General features: G+C 73.0%; 16 protein-coding genes. 4 read left to right on the top strand and 12 right to left on the bottom strand.

What is annotated here, in order from left to right:
* Positions 1-36 precede the first annotated feature (36 nt).
* The 11 genes from JT1_RS03890 to JT1_RS03840 all read right to left on the bottom strand — a co-directional run bounded on the left by JT1_RS03890 (position 37) and on the right by JT1_RS03840 (position 14064).
* Positions 37-762, bottom strand: a complete 726-nt coding sequence (locus JT1_RS03890; protein ID WP_068323290.1) for an SseB family protein — start codon at positions 760-762, stop codon at positions 37-39.
* A complete protein-coding gene (gene priA, locus JT1_RS03885) occupies positions 759-1502 on the bottom strand; it encodes a bifunctional 1-(5-phosphoribosyl)-5-((5-phosphoribosylamino)methylideneamino)imidazole-4-carboxamide isomerase/phosphoribosylanthranilate isomerase PriA (protein ID WP_068323287.1) in 744 nt (247 codons plus the stop codon). The genes JT1_RS03890 and priA overlap by 4 nt, the downstream gene beginning before the upstream one ends.
* On the bottom strand, positions 1499-2152 hold the full coding sequence (gene hisH, locus JT1_RS03880; protein WP_068323284.1) for an imidazole glycerol phosphate synthase subunit HisH: 654 nt from the start codon (positions 2150-2152) through the stop codon (positions 1499-1501). Before hisH ends, priA begins: the two co-directional genes overlap by 4 nt.
* A complete protein-coding gene (locus JT1_RS03875; protein ID WP_169701836.1) occupies positions 2149-2742 on the bottom strand; it encodes a hypothetical protein in 594 nt (197 codons plus the stop codon). Before JT1_RS03875 ends, hisH begins: the two co-directional genes overlap by 4 nt.
* Positions 2743-2749: 7 nt before the next feature.
* A complete protein-coding gene (gene hisB, locus JT1_RS03870) occupies positions 2750-3361 on the bottom strand; it encodes an imidazoleglycerol-phosphate dehydratase HisB (protein ID WP_068323278.1) in 612 nt (203 codons plus the stop codon).
* Positions 3358-4476 (bottom strand): histidinol-phosphate transaminase, encoded by a 1119-nt coding sequence (locus JT1_RS03865; RefSeq protein WP_068323275.1) that lies wholly within the window; start codon positions 4474-4476, stop codon positions 3358-3360. Before JT1_RS03865 ends, hisB begins: the two co-directional genes overlap by 4 nt.
* Positions 4473-5807: a histidinol dehydrogenase gene (hisD, locus tag JT1_RS03860; protein ID WP_068323270.1), complete on the bottom strand. Its 1335-nt coding sequence runs from the start codon at positions 5805-5807 to the stop codon at positions 4473-4475. The genes JT1_RS03865 and hisD overlap by 4 nt, the downstream gene beginning before the upstream one ends.
* Positions 5808-5903: 96 nt before the next feature.
* Positions 5904-8873, bottom strand: a complete 2970-nt coding sequence (locus tag JT1_RS03855; protein ID WP_068323266.1) for a bifunctional [glutamine synthetase] adenylyltransferase/[glutamine synthetase]-adenylyl-L-tyrosine phosphorylase — start codon at positions 8871-8873, stop codon at positions 5904-5906.
* Between the two features lie 4 nt (positions 8874-8877).
* Positions 8878-10215, bottom strand: a complete 1338-nt coding sequence (locus JT1_RS03850; RefSeq protein WP_068323264.1) for a glutamine synthetase family protein — start codon at positions 10213-10215, stop codon at positions 8878-8880.
* A 26-nt stretch (positions 10216-10241) separates the two neighbouring features.
* The gene (locus JT1_RS03845; RefSeq protein WP_068323260.1) at positions 10242-11585 is read right to left on the bottom strand and encodes a class I SAM-dependent methyltransferase; all 1344 of its coding nucleotides are present in this window, start codon (positions 11583-11585) and stop codon (positions 10242-10244) included.
* Between the two features lie 157 nt (positions 11586-11742).
* Positions 11743-14064, bottom strand: coding sequence for an immune inhibitor A domain-containing protein (locus JT1_RS03840; RefSeq protein ID WP_068323256.1), 2322 nt, complete (start codon positions 14062-14064; stop codon positions 11743-11745).
* A gap of 156 nt (positions 14065-14220) precedes the next feature.
* Between JT1_RS03840 and panB the strand changes: the two genes are divergently transcribed.
* Positions 14221-15117, top strand: a complete 897-nt coding sequence (gene panB / locus JT1_RS03835) for a 3-methyl-2-oxobutanoate hydroxymethyltransferase (protein WP_068323253.1) — start codon at positions 14221-14223, stop codon at positions 15115-15117.
* A gap of 2 nt (positions 15118-15119) precedes the next feature.
* Positions 15120-15749 carry a class I SAM-dependent methyltransferase gene (locus JT1_RS03830; RefSeq protein ID WP_082807445.1) on the top strand — a complete coding sequence of 210 codons (630 nt, stop codon included), beginning with the start codon at positions 15120-15122 and terminating at the stop codon, positions 15747-15749.
* A 56-nt stretch (positions 15750-15805) separates the two neighbouring features.
* Here the strand turns inward: JT1_RS03830 and JT1_RS03825 are convergent, their stop codons facing one another.
* Positions 15806-16003 (bottom strand): methionine aminopeptidase, encoded by a 198-nt coding sequence (locus tag JT1_RS03825; RefSeq protein WP_068323250.1) that lies wholly within the window; start codon positions 16001-16003, stop codon positions 15806-15808.
* Between the two features lie 79 nt (positions 16004-16082).
* Between JT1_RS03825 and map the strand changes: the two genes are divergently transcribed.
* Together map and ppgK are read left to right on the top strand one after the other, a co-directional pair.
* Positions 16083-16946, top strand: a complete 864-nt coding sequence (map, locus tag JT1_RS03820) for a type I methionyl aminopeptidase (protein ID WP_068323248.1) — start codon at positions 16083-16085, stop codon at positions 16944-16946.
* Positions 16947-16962: 16 nt separating this feature from the next.
* The gene (gene ppgK, locus JT1_RS03815; protein ID WP_068323241.1) at positions 16963-17718 is read left to right on the top strand and encodes a polyphosphate--glucose phosphotransferase; all 756 of its coding nucleotides are present in this window, start codon (positions 16963-16965) and stop codon (positions 17716-17718) included.

Below are 17718 nucleotides of genomic sequence, written 5' to 3'. Positions count from 1 at the left end.
CGACCCCCGCGCGAGCCGAAATCGCCGCCCGTCGACTCAGGAGACGGTGAAGGAGAGCCCGTCGACGCGCGCCCGGAGCTCACCGTCGGTGGCCAGCTCCTCGGCGATCGCCGTCACGAGCTCCTCGACCGCGGCCGCGTCGAGGCCGGGGACGAGCGTGAGACCGATCTGCAGGATCCCCTGCCCGTCGGGCACCCCCTCGGCGAGCGTGTGGCCGATGACCTGCTCGACCCCGGCGCAGACCCGCTCCACCGACCGCGCGACGAAGGGGTCCTCGTGCGCTGGCAGCCACGGCCGCTGCTGGGCGAGCGCCCAGACCATGGACGCCCGGACCTCGAAGGCGTGCTCGCTCGCGCAGTCGAGCACGATGAGGTCGGCCTGCTCGCTCACCGCGGCCTGCGCGGCGCGAGCGGCCTTGACCGGCACGGGACGCACGGACGCGTCGAAGGCCGCGAGAGCGGCCATCGAGGAGAAGACGGGCAGCGCGGTGCGTCCGTCGGGGTGCTCGAGGAGGACGACAGCCATGTCGGCCTCCTTGTCAGCGGTGTGGCCGGCCTCGGTCTGCGTGGTCTCCGCCGCGACCGCAGCCACCGGCACGAGCAGCCGCGCGCGCGCGAGGTGCTCGAGCACGTCGGTCTCCGCGCCGGTGGTGAGGGCGCGCAGCAGCGCCGGGTCGGCCTCGCCGGAGTCACCGGCGAAGCCGCCGGCGGGCAGCTCGCGCCCCTGCCAGGGCACACCGGCGGAGTCGGTGGGCCCGCTCACGGCCGCCCGGCCGCGTCGAGGGCCTCAGTCAGGGTGACGCTGCCCTTGTAGAGAGCCGAGCCGATGATCGCGCCCTCGACGCCCTCGGGGACGAGGTCGCGCAGGGCGACGACGTCGTCCACGGTCGTGACGCCGCCGCTCGCGACGACCTTGGCGTCGGTGGCGGCGGCGACCTCGCGCAGCAGCTGCACGTTGGGACCGGCGAGCATGCCGTCCTTGGCGACGTCGGTGACGACGTAGCGGACGCAGCCCTCGGCGTCCAGGCGCGCGAGGGTCTCCCACAGGTCGCCGCCCTCCTGGGTCCACCCGCGGGCGGCGAGCGTCGCGCCCCGCACGTCGAGGCCGACGGCGATGCGCTCGCCGTGCTCGGCGATGGCCCGGGCGGTCCACTCGGGGTTCTCCAGGGCGGCGGTGCCGACGTTGACCCGGGCGCAGCCCGAGGCGAGCGCGGCGGCCAGCGACTCCTCGTCGCGGATGCCTCCGCTCAGCTCGACCTTGAGGTCGAGGCGTCCGACGATGTCGGCGAGGAGCTCACGGTTGCTCCCTTCGCCGAAGGCCGCGTCGAGGTCGACCAGGTGGATCCACTCGGCGCCCTGCTCCTGCCAGGCCTGCGCGGCCTCGAGCGGGTCACCGAAGTCCCACCCCGACCCGGCGACGCCTTGCTGGAGCTGGACGGCGCGGCCGCCCCGTACGTCGACGGCGGGAAGGAGCTCCAGCCGGGGCCGGTCGGTCGTGGTCACAGTGACATCACCCAGTTCTTGAGGAGGTGCAGTCCCGCATCCCCGGACTTCTCGGGGTGGAACTGCGTGGCGGACAACGGACCGTTCTCGACGGCCGCGACGAAGGGGGACCCGTGCTCGCTCCACGTGACGAGCGGCGTGGCGGCGACGAGCGCCCCCGGCGCGGTCGGCAGGTCCCAGGTGGCCACCCCGTAGGAGTGGACGAAGTAGAAGCGCTCGTCCTCCACGCCCGCGAGCAGGCGCGTGCCCTCGGGCGCGGTGACGGTCGACCAGCCCATGTGGGGCACGACGGGGGCGGACAGCCGGGAGACGGTGCCGGGCCACTGGTGCAGGCCCTCCTGCTCCGGCTGGGCCGCGCTCGGCTCGCCGGACCCCTCGAACATCACCTGCATGCCGACGCAGACCCCGAGGACGGGGCGGCCGCCGGCGAGACGGGTGTCGACGAGCGAGGGGCCGTCGACGGCCCGCAGCCCGGCCATGCAGGCGTGGAAGTTGCCGACGCCCGGCACGAGCAGCCCGTCGGCGGCGAGCACGGCGGACCGGTCGGCGGTCAGCTCGACGTCCGCGCCCACGTGGGTGAGCGCCCGGACGGCGGAGTGGATGTTGCCGGAGCCGTAGTCGAGAACGACGACACGGGGTTGGCTGCTCATTGGTGCACGTCCTTGACGACGGACTCGAAGGTGGACACGGCGCGCTCGTCGGGCGCGATGACGGGACCGAGCGCCGTGTCGGAGCCGTCGAGGAGACGGGCCCCCGGCAGACCGAGGACGGTCATCGCCTCGTCGAGCCACTCCAGGTGGGTGAGGTCGGTACGCCGCCAGAGGGCGCGGATCTCGCGGATCGGCACCAGGCGTGCGCCGGAGCCGGCCGAGAGCGCGCGGTGCAGGTCCTCGGGGGCGAGCGGCGGCAGCTGCGGTCCGCGGACGATCTCGCGGTCCGGGGCCCGCAGCGCCCACCGGATCGGCGAGCGGCCGGGGGCACGGGCCGTGACGACGGCCGTGTCACCGATCCTGAAGAAGCCGATGGCCGGTGCGAGCCGGGCGCCGGTGTGCCGGGCGGCGAGCACGGTGAGTGCGTCGTCGTAGGGAGCGGCGGTCACCGTCGCCGAGGTCGCGGGCACGACGATCGACCACGTGGGGTGCTCGACGACGTGGCAGGGCACGACGCCGCCCCGCACCCAGTCCACGGCGGCCGCGGACGACGCGGAGAGGAGGACCACTCCCCTGTCGGGCTCGGTCATCTCATCCCTACAGCGCGCCCTTGGCGCTCGGGATGCCGCTCACCCGGGGGTCGGGGGCAACCGCCGCGCGCAGTGCGCGGGCGAGCGCCTTGAACTGCGCCTCGACGATGTGGTGCGGGTCGCGCCCGGCGAGCACCCGCACGTGCAGGGCGATGCCGGCGTTGTAGGCGAAGGACTCCAGCACGTGGCGGGTGAGCGAGCCGACGAAGTTGCCGCCGATGACGACGTGCTCCTGGCCGGCGGGCTCACCGGTGTGGACGACGTACGGCCGCCCGGCCACGTCGACGACCGCGTGGACGAGCGCCTCGTCGAGCGGGACGGTCGCGTCGCCGAAGCGGCTGATGCCGCTCTTGTCGCCGAGCGCCTGGCGGACCGCCTGGCCGAGGACGATCGCGACGTCCTCGACGGTGTGGTGGGCGTCGACGTCGACATCGCCCTCGGCGGCGATCGTCAGGTCGATGAGGCTGTGCTTGGCCAGCGACAGGAGCATGTGGTCGTAGAAGCGCACACCCGTCGACACCTGGCCCGCGCCGGTGCCGTCGAGGTCGACGCTCACCTCGACCCGGCTCTCCGAGGTGCCGCGGGTCACCGTCGCGGTACGGGGAGCGGTGCTGCTCACGGGGTCTCCTTGGTGGTGGCGTGCGTGGGGACGAGCTCGGCGAGCGCGGTCAGGAACCGGGTCGTCTCCTCCGGCGTGCCGGCGGTGACGCGCAGGTGGTGCGGGATCCCGACGTCCCGGACGAGCACGCCCCGGTCCAGCAGAGCCTGCCACGTCGCCGCGGCGTCGGCGAGGCCGCCGAAGAGGACGAAGTTGGCATCGCTCGGCACGGGCCGCAGGCCGAGGGCCGTGAGCTCGGTGACGAGCCGGTCACGCTGGTCCTTGATGGCCTCGACCGTCTCCAGGAGCCGGTCCGCGTGCTCGAGCGCGACGCGGGCGATCGTCTGCGTCGGCGCCGAGAGGTGGTACGGCAGTCGCACGAGGCGCAGGGCGTCGATGACCTCGGGGTCGGCGGCGAGGTAGCCCAGCCGTCCACCTGCGAGGGCGAAGGCCTTGCTCATCGTGCGCGTCACGACGAGGCGCGGGTGCCGCTCGAGGAGCGAGAGCGCGGTGGGCGTCCCGGGACGGGCGAACTCCGCGTACGCCTCGTCGACGACGACGATCGCCCGCGGCGCGGCCTCGAGCATCGCCTGGACCACGTCGAAGGGCAGGGCGGTGCCGGTCGGGTTGTTGGGCGAGCAGAGGAAGACGAGGTGCGGGTCGACCCCCTTCGCCTGCTCGATCGCGGACTCGACGGTGAGGTCGAAGCTGGCCCGGTCACGCTGCCCGTCGACCCACGTCGTGCCGAGCGTCTCGGCGATGATCGGGTGCATCGAGTACGCGGGGGTGAAGCCGAGCGCGGTCCGCTCCGGCCCGCCGAAGGCCTGGACGAGGTGCGAGAGGACCTCGTTGGACCCGTTGCCGGCCCACAGCTGCTCGGGGCGGATGGAGACCCCGCTGCGGTCGTGCAGGTAGTCACCGAGCGCCTTGCGCAGCGCGGTGAACTCGCGGTCCGGGTACCGGTTGAGCGTCCCGAGCTCGTCCGCGAGCTCCGCGAGGATGGCCTCGACGACCTCGGGGGGCACCGGGTAGGAGGACTCGTTGGTGTTGAGCTGCACGTCGACGTCCAGCTGCGGCGCACCGTAGGGGGTGCGGCCGCGCAGCCCGGGGCGCAGCAGCTCGCTGATCTCGCTCATCGCCGGACCTCGCCCGTGCGCGCGGTGACGGCCTCGCCGTGGGCGGGCAGGTCCTCGGCCTCGGCCAGGGCCACGACGTGCGGGGCGACCTCGGCGAGGGCCTGCGCCGAGTACTCGACGACGTGGATGCCCCGGAGGAAGGACTGCACGGACAGGCCGCTGCTGTGGGCGGCGCTGCCGCCGGTGGGCAGGACGTGGTTGGACCCGGCGACGTAGTCCCCGAGGCTCACCGGCGAGTGCGTACCGACGAAGATCGCCCCTGCGTTGCGCACGCGCGCCGCGACCTGCGGCGCGTCCGCCGTGATGACCTCGAGGTGCTCGGCGGCGTAGGCGTCGACGACCCGCAGGCCGGCATCGACGTCGTCGACGAGGACGATCGCGGACTGGCGCCCGGTGAGGGCCTCGCCGACGCGCTCGCTGTGCTTGGTCGCGGCCGCGCGCCGCTCGACGGCAGCGGTGACGGCGTCGGCGAGCTCGGTGGAGTCGGTGACCAGGACGGAACCGGCGAGCGGGTCGTGCTCGGCCTGGCTGATGAGGTCGGCCGCGACGTGCTCGGGGTCGGCGCTCGCGTCGGCGAGCACGGCGATCTCGGTCGGCCCGGCCTCGGCGTCGATGCCGATGAGGCCCTTGAGCAGCCGCTTGGCCGCGGCGACGTAGATGTTGCCCGGGCCGGTGACGAGGCTGACGGGGGCGCACTCGTCGGCACCGTCGGTGAACCCGTGGGCGAAGCCGGCGACCGCCTGGGCCCCACCCATCGCCCACACCTCGTCGACGCCGAGCAGCGCGCACGCCGCGAGGATCGTCGGGTGCGGGTAGCCGGCGAAGACGCCGGTGTTCTCGCGCTGGGGCGGGCTGGCGACGGCGAGCGACCCGACTCCGGCGATCTGGGCGGGCACGACGTTCATGACGACGGACGAGGGGTAGACCGCCCGGCCACCGGGCACGTACAGGCCGACCCGCTCGACCGGGACCCAGCGCTCGGTGACGGTCCCCCCGGGCGCGAGCGTGGTCGTGGTGTCGGTGCGACGCTGGTCGGCGTGGACCGCACGGGCGCGCTCGATGGCCAGCTCCAGGGCGGCCCGCACGTCGGCGTCGAGGACCTCCACGGCGGCCTCGAGGACCTGCGCCGGCACGCGGAGGGCGGTCGGCCGCACCCCGTCGAAGCGCTCGGCGAGGTCGTAGAGCGCCTCGGCGCCCCGGTCATGGACGTCGTCGCAGATCGGTCGCACCGCGTCGAGCGCGGCCTCGACGTCGTACTCGGCGCGCGGCAGGGCTGCCCGCAGCTGCCGGGCCCCGAGGGGCTGGGAACGCAGGTCGATCGTGGCGAGCATGGGACAAGTCTAGGTTCGTCCACCGGACGGCCCGTCCGGTGTCCACCGCTCGGGGTCACCCGACGCCCGCCGCACCACCCCGAGAGCAGCAGGCGCTCACTCCTCGCCGTAGAAGATCCGGTCGACGACCTGGCGCGCGTGGCGGGCGGTGCGGCGGTAGGACTCGGCGAGCGCCAGCCCCGACTGCGGCTCCATCCCGACGATGCGCCCCACGCCGTCCGCCTCGCGCAGGTTGGACGGGACGGAGTCGACCGCGCGACCGCGGAAGAGCATGCCGGCGTTGCGCAGCAGGGAGGCCATGCACCACGCCTGGCGCAGCACCTCGGCGTCCTCGGCGGTGACCAGCCCCGCCTCGACCGCCGCCGTGAGTGCGGGCAGGGTCCGGGTCGTGCGCAGGCCCTCGTGCTCGTGGGCGTGCTCCATCTGCAGCAGCTGCACGGTCCACTCGACGTCGGAGAGACCGCCCATCCCGAGCTTGAAGTGCGCCTTGCGGTCGGCGCCGCGGGGCAGCCGCTCGGCCTCCATCCGGGCCTTGAGCCGGCGGACCTCGCGGATCTGCGTGGCGTCGAGCCCGTCGTCGGACCAGCGCAGCGGGTCGATGAGGGCGATGAACCGCTCCCCCAGCCCCGGGTCCCCGGCGACCGGTCGGGCCCGCAGGAGCGCCTGCGCCTCCCAGGTCTGGGACCACCGCGCGTAGTAGGTCGCGTACGACGCCAGGGTGCGCACCATCGGCCCGCTCTTGCCCTCGGGGCGCAGGTCCGCGTCGAGGCCGAGCGGCGGGTCGGAGCCCTGCGCCCCGAGCAGCCGACGCATCTCCCCCACGACCGCGAGCGCGGCCTCCTGGGCGTCCTGGTCGGCGACCCCGTCGTGCGGGTCGTGCACGTAGAGCACGTCGGCGTCCGAGGAGTAGCCGATCTCCCTGCCCCCGAGGCGCCCCATCCCGATGATGAGCAGGTCCGTGCCCAGCGGCCGGCCCAGGTCGGCCTCGACGGAGCGGACGACGACCTCGAGGGATGCCTCGATCGTCGCCTCGCTGAGGTCGGTGAGGGCCTGCCCGACCTGCTCCAGGCTCACCGTGTCCTGCAGGTCCGCGACGGCGACGCGGAAGATCTCGGCGCGGCGGATGGCACGGATCGCAGAGACCGCCGCGTCGGCGTCGTCGCGGCGGCCGGCCGCCGCCCGCATGCGGCGCAGGATCTCGTCCCTGCCGCGGGGGCGCAGCCCGTCCCCGTCGCCGAGCATCTGGACGGCCTCGGGGCTCGCCAGCAGCAGGTCGCCAGCGAACCGGCTGGCCCCGAGGGTGTGGGCGAGGACCTGGGCGGCCTCCCCTTCGTCCCGCAGCAGCCGGAGGTACCAGTGCGTGGAGCCGAGCGCCTCGCTCACCTTGCGGAAGGCGAGGAGGCCGGCGTCCGGGTCGGCCATCTCCGCGAACCACTCGAGCATCACGGGCAGGAGCTGGCGCTGGATCGCGGCCGTGCGGTTGACCCCGTCGGTGAGCACCTCGAGGTGGCGCAGCGCGCCGGCGGGGTCGCGGTAGCCGAGGGCGCCGAGCCGCGTGCGGGCCGCGTCGGGCGTGAGACGGGCCTCGTCGGGGCTGAGCCGCGCGACGGCGGACAGCAGCGGCCGGTAGAAGAGCTGCTGGTGGAGCCGGCGCACCTCCCGGGAACGCTCGGTGCGCAGGGCGACGACCTGCTTGTCCGGCTGGTCGAAGAGGCGCATGGCGCGGCCCAGGCGCCGCAGGTCCTGCTCGGACGTGGGCATGAGGTGCGTGCGGCGCAGCCGGTGCAGCTGGATCCGGTGCTCCAGGGTGCGCAGCACCCGGTAGGCCTCGCCGAGGACCTGCGCGTCGCGGCGACCGATGTAGCCGCCGGTGGACAGCGCCGCGAGCGCGTCGAGGGTCGTGCCCGAGTGCAGCGTCTCGTCGGTGCGTCCGTGGACGAGCTGGAGCAGCTGCACGGAGAACTCGACGTCGCGCAGCCCCCCGGGACCGAGCTTGAGCTGGCGCGCGGCCTCGGCGGCGGGGATGTGCTCCTCGACGCGGCGGCGCATGGCCTGGACGTCGTCGACGAAGTCCTCCCGGGAGGCGGCCTCCCAGACGAGCGGCCGCACGGCGTCGAGGTACTCGGCACCGAGGCCGGCGTCGCCCGCGAGGTGGCGCGCCTTGAGCAGGGCCTGGAACTCCCAGGTCTTGGCCCAGCGCTCGTAGTACGTGCGGTGGCTGGCGACGGTGCGCACGAGCGGGCCCTGCTTCCCCTCGGGCCGCAGGGCCGCGTCGACCGGCCACAGGCTGCCGTGCGCGGTGGCGTCGGCGCAGGCGTGCATCGTGCGCGTCGCGATCTTGGTCGCCACCTCGAGGGCGGCGGCCTCGTCGGCGCCCTCGACGGGCTCGGCGACGAAGATGACGTCGACGTCGGAGATGTAGTTGAGCTCCCGTCCCCCGGCCTTGCCCATGCCGATGACGGCGAAGCGGCAGGTCTGGCCGGCCTCCCCGAGCTCGTCGATCGCGATCCGCACCGCACCCTCGAGCGCCGCCCCGGCGAGGTCGGCCAGGGCAGCGGCGACCGTCGGCAGGTGGGCCAGGGGGTCCTCCGAGGTCACGTCGCAGGCCGCGATGCCGAGCAGCTGCCTCCGGTAGCCGACGCGCAGGGCGTCCTGGGGTTCGAGGTCCCCGTGCGCGGCGATCTCGCCGAGCAGCGCGTCGGTCCGCTCCTCGGGGGTCATCTCGTGCGCCTCGACGGCGTCGCGCCACTGCTCGGGGTGGGCCACGAGGTGGTCGACGAGCGCGCTCGAGATCCCGAGGGCGCCGATGACGCGGAGCCGGGCGGCCTCGTCGGAGCGAAGGGCGGCGGCCAGGGCGTCGGTCTCGGGACCTGCTGCCTCGAGGAGCCGGACGAGACCGAGCAGGGCCGCGTCGGGGTCGGCGGCGCGACCGAGGGCGGCGAGCAGCGGCTCCCGGGCGGCGACGAGCGGCTCGAGCGCCGGGTCGGACAGCAGCGTCTCCGCGCGCGCCGTGTCGTTGAAGCCCCGTCGGGCGAGCCCCGGGACCGCGCGGCGTGGTGGCGTCACGAGGTCACAGCCTGGGCAGCAGGCGCTCGAGCTCGAAGGGGGTGACCTGGTTGCGGTAGTCGTCCCACTCCTGGCGCTTGTTGCGCAGGAAGAAGTCGAAGACGTGCTCGCCGAGGGTCTCGGCGACCAGCTCGCTCTCCTCCATGGCCTCGATCGCCTCGGCCAGGCTCGCCGGCAGCGGCTTGATCCCCATGGCGCGACGTTCGCGGTCGGTGAGGCCCCAGACGTCGTCCTCGGCCTCGGGCGGGAGCTCGTAGCCCTCCTCGATGCCCTTGAGGCCGGCCGAGAGCATCACGGCGAAGGCGAGGTAGGGATTGCACGCGGAGTCGAGGCTGCGGACCTCGACCCGGCTGCTGTTGCCCTTGTTGGGCTTGTACATCGGCACCCGGACCATCGCGGAGCGGTTGTTGTGGCCCCAGGTGAGGTGCGCGGGGGCCTCACCACCGCCCCACAGCCGCTTGTAGCTGTTGACCCACTGGTTGGTGATGGCGGTGTACTCGCGGCCGTGGTGCAGCAGCCCGGCGATGAACTGTCGGCCGACCTTGCTCAGCTGGTACGGCGCTCCGGGCTCGTAGAAGGCGTTGGTGTCGCCCTCGAAGAGCGACATGTGCGTGTGCATGCCGCTGCCGGGGTGCTCGGCGAAGACCTTGGGCATGAAGGTCGCGTAGACGCCCTGCTCGAGCGCGACCTCCTTGACCACCGTGCGGAAGGTCATGATGTTGTCCGCGGTGGACAGCGCGTCGGCGTAGCGCAGGTCGATCTCGTTCTGCCCCGGTGCGCCCTCGTGGTGGCTGAACTCCACGGAGATGCCGACCGACTCGAGCATCGTGATCGCCGCCCGGCGGAAGTCGTGCGCCTCGCCCTTGGGCACGTGGTCGAAGTAGCCGGCGTCGTCGACCGGCTCCGGCCGCGCGCCCTTGGGGGTGCCCTGGTGCAGGAGGAAGAACTCGATCTCTGGGTGGGTGTAGAAGGTGAAGCCCATGTCGGCGGCCTTGTCGAGCGCCCGGCGCAGGACGTAGCGGGCGTCGGCGAGCGCCGCCGAGCCGTCTGGCAGCTGGATGTCGCAGAACATCCGGGCAGTGCCCGGGTGCTCACCACGCCACGGGAGCACCTGGAAGGTCGAGGGGTCGGGGCGCGCGAGCATGTCGGCCTCGTAGACCCTGGTGAAGCCCTCGATGGCCGACCCGTCGAACCCGATCCCCTCGGCGAAGGCACCCTCGAGCTCGGCCGGCGCGATCGCGACCGACTTCAGCGTGCCGAGCACGTCCGTGAACCAGAGCCGGACGAACCGGATGTCGCGTTCCTCGATGGTGCGGAGGACGAACTCCTGCTGACGATCCATGGGCCCATCCTGCCCCACGGGCGGCGTCAGCTCACCCAGGCCCAGCGCAGGACACGGAAGTCGATGTCGGCGGTGCCCTCGGCCTCGACGAAGACCTCGACGGCGTCGGCGCCCTCGACCCGCGACCCCGGGACCCGTCGCAGGTACGTCCCGCCGCGTCCGGGGGCGATGAGGAAGGTGGGCGAGTCCATCCTCGGCCGGGCCTCGCCGGGACGCCACACCCACTTGCCGACCGCCTCCCCCTCGCGCGACCACACGACCCGCAGGGCCCGGACGGCCTCCGGGTCCTCGAGGTGGACCTCCAGGCGCGCCCCCTTCGTCCCCTCGGGCACGGCGAAGGCGACCCCGGCGTACGCCGCCCAGCCCTTGCCCGGTCCGCGGGTCGGGCTCTCGTTGCCGGCCCTGACCCGCAGGCCCCGCAGCGGCAGGTCGGGGTCGTCACCACTACCCGGGCACGGCTCCACCGTGGGGTCGGCGACGCGCTTGACCCACTGGGCCTCGACGCGCTCGAGGTCCTTGACGACGACATTGGCCATCGACCTGAACGGCGGCTCGAGGAAGCGCTCGGGCTCCACCGGCGCGGTCGCCTCGAGCACGCGGGCGGCCCGCGGCGAGGGCGCCGTGCTCGTGGAGGCCAGGACGACCGCCCACGTGTCGTGGAGGACCTCGACGTGGTGCGCCACCAGGCCGGCGGGCGCGAGCATGTCGTGGATGCGCGCGGCGCCGAAGACCTGCGTGTGCCCCCAGACCCCTTCGAGGCGACCGACGAGGGGGATGGAGAACAGCAGGTCCGTGCCCTCGGGCAGGGCCCGGGCGAGCGTCGCGAGCGCCTCCTCCGGCTCGGGCACGTGCTCGATCACCTCGCAGCACACGAGGAGGGTCGCGTCGACGGCCTCGAGGTCCTGCCGGGTCACCGTGTAGAGGTCCTGCTCGGCGACCTCGGCGACGTCCGCGAAGCCGTTGGCCTCGAGCGTCTGGGTCGTCTTGCGCACGCTGTACCGCGAGAGGTCGACGCCCCGGTACCGCTCGATCCCCCCGTCGCGCAGCATCATCGTCGCGAGGAAGCCGTGACCGATGCCGACCTCGAAGACCCGCTCGCCGGCACCGATGAAGTCCAGGACTCGGCGGTAGCGCGTCACGTTGGCCTCGGACTCGTACATCTGGACGATGCCCGGCGGGATCGTGCCCGGCTCCGGCGAGCGGAACCACTCCCGCGCGCGGTCGACGTCGGCGCCCAGCGTCGCGGAGCGGAACCGTCGGGTGCGCGCCGGGCCGAGCCGCTCCACGAGGTCGATGTCGGCCCATCCCCTCGCGACGAGGGCGCGCTCCACGGGAGAGTCGGGCAGGAGGTGGTCAGCGGTCTGCGTCACGTCGAAGGTCCTCTCCCAGCGGTCCCGGCTCCCGTCCGGCGGGGCCTTCGCCCACAGTATCCGGCGGAGTGGGGGGCCTGTGCGGGCACGCGCCGCGGGCCCGCCCGCCCCCGGTGAAGGGGGGACGGACGGGCCCGTGTGCGTCAGGCCGACGGCCTCACTCGCCGGCGCGGACGTCGAGCTTCATCTCGTCGCCGTGCTGCGCCTTGACCGTGATCCTCGTGCCGGACCCGGCGACCTTGGTCGAGCTCCACGGGTTGTCCGCGGACCAGTAGCGGTCCGGGTCGGAGTCGTCGAAGGTCGCGATGCCCTTGCTCGACGGCACCGTCTCGGCGATGCCGTTGTTGTGGAAGGTCACCGCGTCGGTGCGCTGCTTGCCGAAGGTGGCGTCGAAGGGCTGACGGCGGTTGCCGAGCAGCCGGCCGTTCTCGAAGGTGACCGGCGCCGGGCGGGCGTCGACCGGGAGGGCCAGCCCACCCCCGGGGTGGGAGCTGGTGTTGTTGTCCTTGTACTCGCCGTTGGCGAACCAGACGAGCAGACCGTCCTGGTAGGGGAACCGCTCGACCCAGTCCGGCCGGGTGGAGGCCCAGCCGAAGTTGTACGGACCGGTCTTGAGGTTCTCGTCGTAGCCGGAGTACACGCGGTTCTCCGCCAGGTAGTAGTCCTGGACGGCCTCGGTGGTCGACCCCGTCATCCGGGTGAACCCGTCGGCGGTCCAGCCGTTGTCACCCGACTCGACGTCGTCGGTGAGGACGGCCCGGCCGTCGACCGTGATGGTGATGTCGTCGATGAAGGCGCCGGTCTTGGCGAGTCCACCGTCGGTCTGGTAGCGCCAGCGGAAGAGGACCTTGTCGCCCGCGTAGGCAGTGAGGTCCGTGGTCTCTGCGTGCCAGGTCATGTTTTCGGTGTCGTCGGCCGCGAGCTCGGTCCACGTCGAGCCGCCGTCGGTGCTCACCTCGGTGTAGAGGAAGTCGTAGCCGGTCTCGATGTCGGTGGCCATCTGGGCCGTGACCGAGGCCGACGAGGCGCCGGTCAGGTCGATCTCGCGGGTGAGCGAGTTGTTGAGGTCGTCACCGGACCCGGACCACCACTCGTAGCTGCCGGAGTGCGGCGTGTTGTAGTCCGTGGTGACATCGCGCTCGGGGAGCACGACACCGAGTGCCTGCGGCAGCTTGGCGCTGTCCCGGTCGGCCGGGCCGAGGTCGACCTTGGCCCGCTCGCCGGGCTGCATGGCCTTGACGTCCAGCCAGCCGAGCTGCAGCTTCTCCCACGCGCCCATGTAGCCGGGGCTGGAGCCGATGTCCTCGGTGCCGTCACCCAGCCACGAGCCGCCCGACATCAGGGTCCAGAAGCCGGTGCCGTTGTCACCACCGGCCGTGTCGTACAGGTCCGGCAGGCCGAGGTCGTGGCCGAACTCGTGCGTGAAGACGCCGAGGCCACCGTTCTCGGGCTCGGTGGTGTAGTCGCCGATCCAGATGCCGGAGTCGCCGAGGGGCACGCCGCCGAGCTTGTTCTGCTCCGGGCCGGCCTTGCCGAGGTTGTTGGAGAAGGCGTACCAGCGGTGGCTCCAGATGGCGTCCTCGCCCTCCGCGCCGCCCCCGGCCTCCTCCCCTTCGCCGGCGTGGATCGCCTGGAAGTGGTCGATGTACCCGTCGGGCTCGTTGAAGTCGCCGTCACCGTCGAAGTCGTACCGGTCCCAGACGTCGAACTGGGCCAGGTACTCCTTGATCTCGGCGTCGCTCTTGCCCTGGGCCTTCTGGTCGTCGTACCAGGCCTGGGCGGTGTCCTTGATGTAGTTCCAGTAGCCGTCGGCCTCGCTCGTGCCGTCGCCGGCGACGGGGTTGTGGCCGTATCGGGCCTCGTTGTACGGGACCCTCACCCAGTCGGAGACGTCGCCCTTGGTGAGGAAGCGGCCGTTGGACTGCTTGAGGTAGAAGTCCTTGAAGGACTCCTTGCCCTCGGCGAACATCAGGTCGGTGTAGTGCTCGCGGCCGAAGTCCTCGTCCCAGATCGTCGTGTTGTTCTCGGTGCGGTCGGGCTCGGGGATCGAGTTGTTGACCGGCCCGGGCGCGCCACCTGTCGCGGGCAGGGTCTGGTCGCCGAAATCGGTGAGGATCGTGAAGATCGAGGCCTCACGGTTGACGTCGTACTGCACGTACTTGGTGCGCGGGGGCTTCTTCGCCGTGCCCTTGGCGTGGCGCTCGGCGGCGTCCTCGCTCCTGACCTCGATGACCTTGGTGCCGTTCTTGGTCACGACCTTGGCCTCGCCGCGCATGAGCTGGTCGACCGCGGCCCGACGCAGCTCCCGCTGCGCGTCGCCGAGCGGGTTCGGCAGGTCGTCGGGCCGGGCCGTCGATGCGGCCCTGTCGTCGGGTGCCACGCCGGCCGTCGTCCCAGCGCTCGCCGACAGCGGGGCGAGGGTGAGGGCGAGGGCGCCAGCGGCGAGTCCGGACACGACATGGGTGTGGCGTCTCTTCACGGATCCTCCTGAGATGTTGTGGCGTCTGCCACAAGCGGTGAGCGCACTCAATCAAGATCTGACGGCACATGGGGGGGTTCGCAGGACTTCCTGAAGGAATCCTTACCCTCGCCGGGACGTCTCCGTGCCCGGGGCGCCGCGGCCTAGCATGTGGCCATGAGCTCGCCCTCCACGCCCGACACCCCCACCCTCGCGGCCGAGACGGCCGCCCCGTACGGCTCGGGGTCCGCCGCCGCCGCACCCGCCGCCCCGCGCCGGCGGGTGCGCATCCCCCACCTGCAGGCCATGAAGGAGAAGGGCGAGCGCTGGGCGATGCTCACCGCCTACGACATGTACGCGGCACAGGTCTTCGACGAGGCCGGCATCCCCGTGCTGCTCGTCGGCGACTCCGCCGGCAACAACGTCTACGGGTACGAGACGACCGTCCCGGTCACGCTCGAGGAGATGATCCCGCTCACCCGGGCCGTCGCCGGCGCGGCCTCCAGCGCGCTCGTCGTGGCGGACCTCCCCTTCGGGACCTACCAGGCCTCCCCCGAGCAGGGCTACCTCTCCGCGGCCCGCCTCATGAAGGAGGGCCTGGCGCACGCGGTCAAGCTCGAGGGCGGCGTCGAGATGGCGCCGACGATCGAGCGGATGGCGAAGGGGGGCATCCCCGTCATGGCGCACATCGGCTTCACGCCGCAGAGCGAGCACACGCTCGGCGGGTACCGCGTCCAGGGTCGCGGCGACGCCGCCGACCGCCTCCTCGAGGACGCTCGCGCCGTGCAGGAGGCCGGCGCCTTCGCCGTCGTCATGGAGATGGTGCCGGCAGCGTCCGCGGCCGCCGTCACCCGTGAGCTGCGCATCCCGACCATCGGCATCGGCGCCGGTCCCGACTGCGACGCCCAGGTCCTCGTCTGGCAGGACATGGCCGGGCTGCGCTCGGGCCGGGCCCCCCGCTTCGTCAAGCGCTACGCCGACCTGTCCACCGTGCTGGGCGACGCGGCCCGCGCCTACGCCGCCGACGTCGCGGCCGGCAGCTTCCCCGCGACCGAGCACTCCTTCGAGAGCTGACGATGGCCACCGGCGAGCTGCCTGAGATCCGCACCCGGTGGTCGGAGGTGTCGGGAGGGATCGACGCGGCCTACGCCTACCAGCGGCGCTTCGACGAGCTGGCCACCCAGGGCGTCGACCTGGACGGTGAGGCGCGTTTCGTCCACGCCCTCCACGCGCCCCCCGCCCGCATCCTCGACGCCGGGTGCGGGACGGGTCGCATCGCCTCCGCCCTCACCGCCCTCGGCCACGACGTCGTGGGTGTCGACGCCGACGGGGCGATGATCGAGGTGGCCCGTGAGCGCGACGACGTGACCCGCTTCGTGCACGCGGACCTCGCGACGCTGTGGCTCACCGCGCAGACCTTCGACGTCGTCGTCCTCGCGGGCAATGTCGTGCCCTTCCTCGCCGACGGGACCCTCGTCGACGTCCTGCGCCGCATGCGCGCGCACCTGGCCCCGGACGGCCGGCTGGTCTGCGGCTGGGCGCTGCCCGGCCACCAGCCGCCGGGTGCCGCCGCGGTGAGCGCCGAGGACTTCGAGCGCGCGGCCTTCGCCGCGGACCTCTCGCTCGTCACCCGCTACGCCTCGTGGGACGCGCAGCCGTGGCCCGGCGACGGGTCCTGGGCGCTCACGCTCTACCGTCCCCGCTGAGCGCGCGAAGGGAGCCGCCCCGGTCACCGGGGCGGCTCCCTTCGTCATGGTGCGGGTCAGGCGCCGGCGTCGCCGGTCTCCCACTCGCGGTCCTTGCGGTCCTGCTCGTCCCAGGCCTCCGTCTTGGCGCGGGCCGTGGCCAGCGCCGCCGCCGCCTCGGCCTCGGTCTCGTAGGGGCCCATGACGTCCTCGCCCTGGGAGCGGTTTTCGTCGGACTCGACCTGACCGGTCTCGATGTTGAACCAGTACGCCATCGTCTGCCGTCCTTCCTCGCGGGTCGCACCCGCAGACCGGAGCGCATCGGCCACGCTCTCGTTGCCTAGACTTCACCGCATGCACGCCCCCGTCGCAACCGTGACCCCCGGCGCCGTGTCCCCGCGCCGCCCCGTGCCGGCGGCGATCACGCGCCCCGAGTACGTCGACCGACCGGCTCCCGAGCCGTGGTCCGGCAGCGAGATCAAGGACCCGGAGACGATCGAGCGGATGCGCCACGCCTCGCGGGTCGCCGCCCAGGCCCTCGCCGCGGCCGGGGCCGCCGTCGCTCCCGGCGTCACGACGGAGGAGGTCGACCGGGTCGGCCACGAGTTCCTCCTCGACCACGGCGCCTACCCCTCGACGCTCGGCTACCGCGGCTTCCCCAAGTCGCTGTGCACGTCCGTCAACGAGGTCGTCTGCCACGGTATCCCCGACAGCCGGCCCCTCGAGGACGGCGATCTGGTCAACATCGACATCACCGCCTACGTCGGCGGCGTCCACGGCGACACCAACGCGACCTTCTTCGCCGGCGATCTGGACGAGGAGTCCCGGCTGCTCGTCGAGCGGACCCACGAGGCGATGATGCGCGGGATCAGGGCCGCGCTGCCCGGACGGCAGGTCAACGTCATCGGTCGGGTCATCGAGAAGTACGCCGAGCGCTTCGGCTACGGGGTCGTGCGCGACTACACCGGCCACGGCATCGGCAGCGCCTTCCACTCCGGGCTCGTCATCCCCCACTACGACGCGGCGCCGCAGTATGACACGGTCATCGAGCCGGGCATGACCTTCACGATCGAGCCCATGCTCAACCTCGGCACCCCGGACTGGGAGCTGTGGGACGACGGGTGGACGGTCGTGACGCGGGACCGTCGGCGGTCCGCGCAGTTCGAGCACACGATCCTGGTCACCGACTCCGGCAACGAGATCCTCACCCTCCCCTGAGCTGGAAGGCACGACGATGAGCAAGAAGTTCGACGCACTCGGCATCGACATCGGGGGGTCGGGCATCAAGGGCGCCCCCGTCGACCTCGACAAGGGCGTCTTCACCGACGACCGGCTGAGGGTGGCCACCCCGGAGGAGTCCACCCCCGAGGCGGTGTGCGACGTCGTGGAGCAGATCGCCGAGCACTTCTCGGTCAAGACGTCGGTGCCCCTCGGCATCACCCTGCCGGCCGTCGTCACCCACGGGGTCGTGCGGACGGCTGCCAACATCGACAAGTCGTGGATCGACACGGATGCACGCGCGCTCTTCGCCGACCGGCTCGGGCGCGAGGTGCACATCGTCAACGACGCGGACGCCGCGGGCGTCGCCGAGCTGCACCACGGTGCGGCGAAGGGGGTCGACGGCGTCGTGCTCGTGACGACCCTCGGCACCGGCATCGGCAGCGCCCTCCTCGTCGACGGCCACCTCGTGCCCAACACCGAGCTCGGGCACCTGGAGATCGAGGGGCACGACGCGGAGTCCCGCGCGGCCGAGTCGGTGCGCGAGCGCGACGCGCTCACCATGGAGCAGTGGGCCGAGCGGCTGCAGACGTACTACTCCCACCTCGAGTCGCTCTTCTGGCCCGACCTCATCGTCGTCGGCGGTGGCGTCAGCAAGCAGGCGGCGAGCTTCCTCCCGCTGCTGGACCTGCGCACCGAGATCGTCCCGGCCAGGTTGAAGAACAAGGCCGGCATCATCGGCGCCGCCCGCCTCGCGGCGCGGGGGAACTGA

Origin of the sequence: Janibacter terrae NBRC 107853, from assembly GCF_001591405.1 — a bacterium.
Taxonomy (GTDB): Bacteria; Actinomycetota; Actinomycetes; order Actinomycetales; family Dermatophilaceae; genus Janibacter; species Janibacter terrae.
Note: the sequence above shows the minus strand (reverse complement) of the source record. Positions and strands in the feature narration are given on the sequence as shown.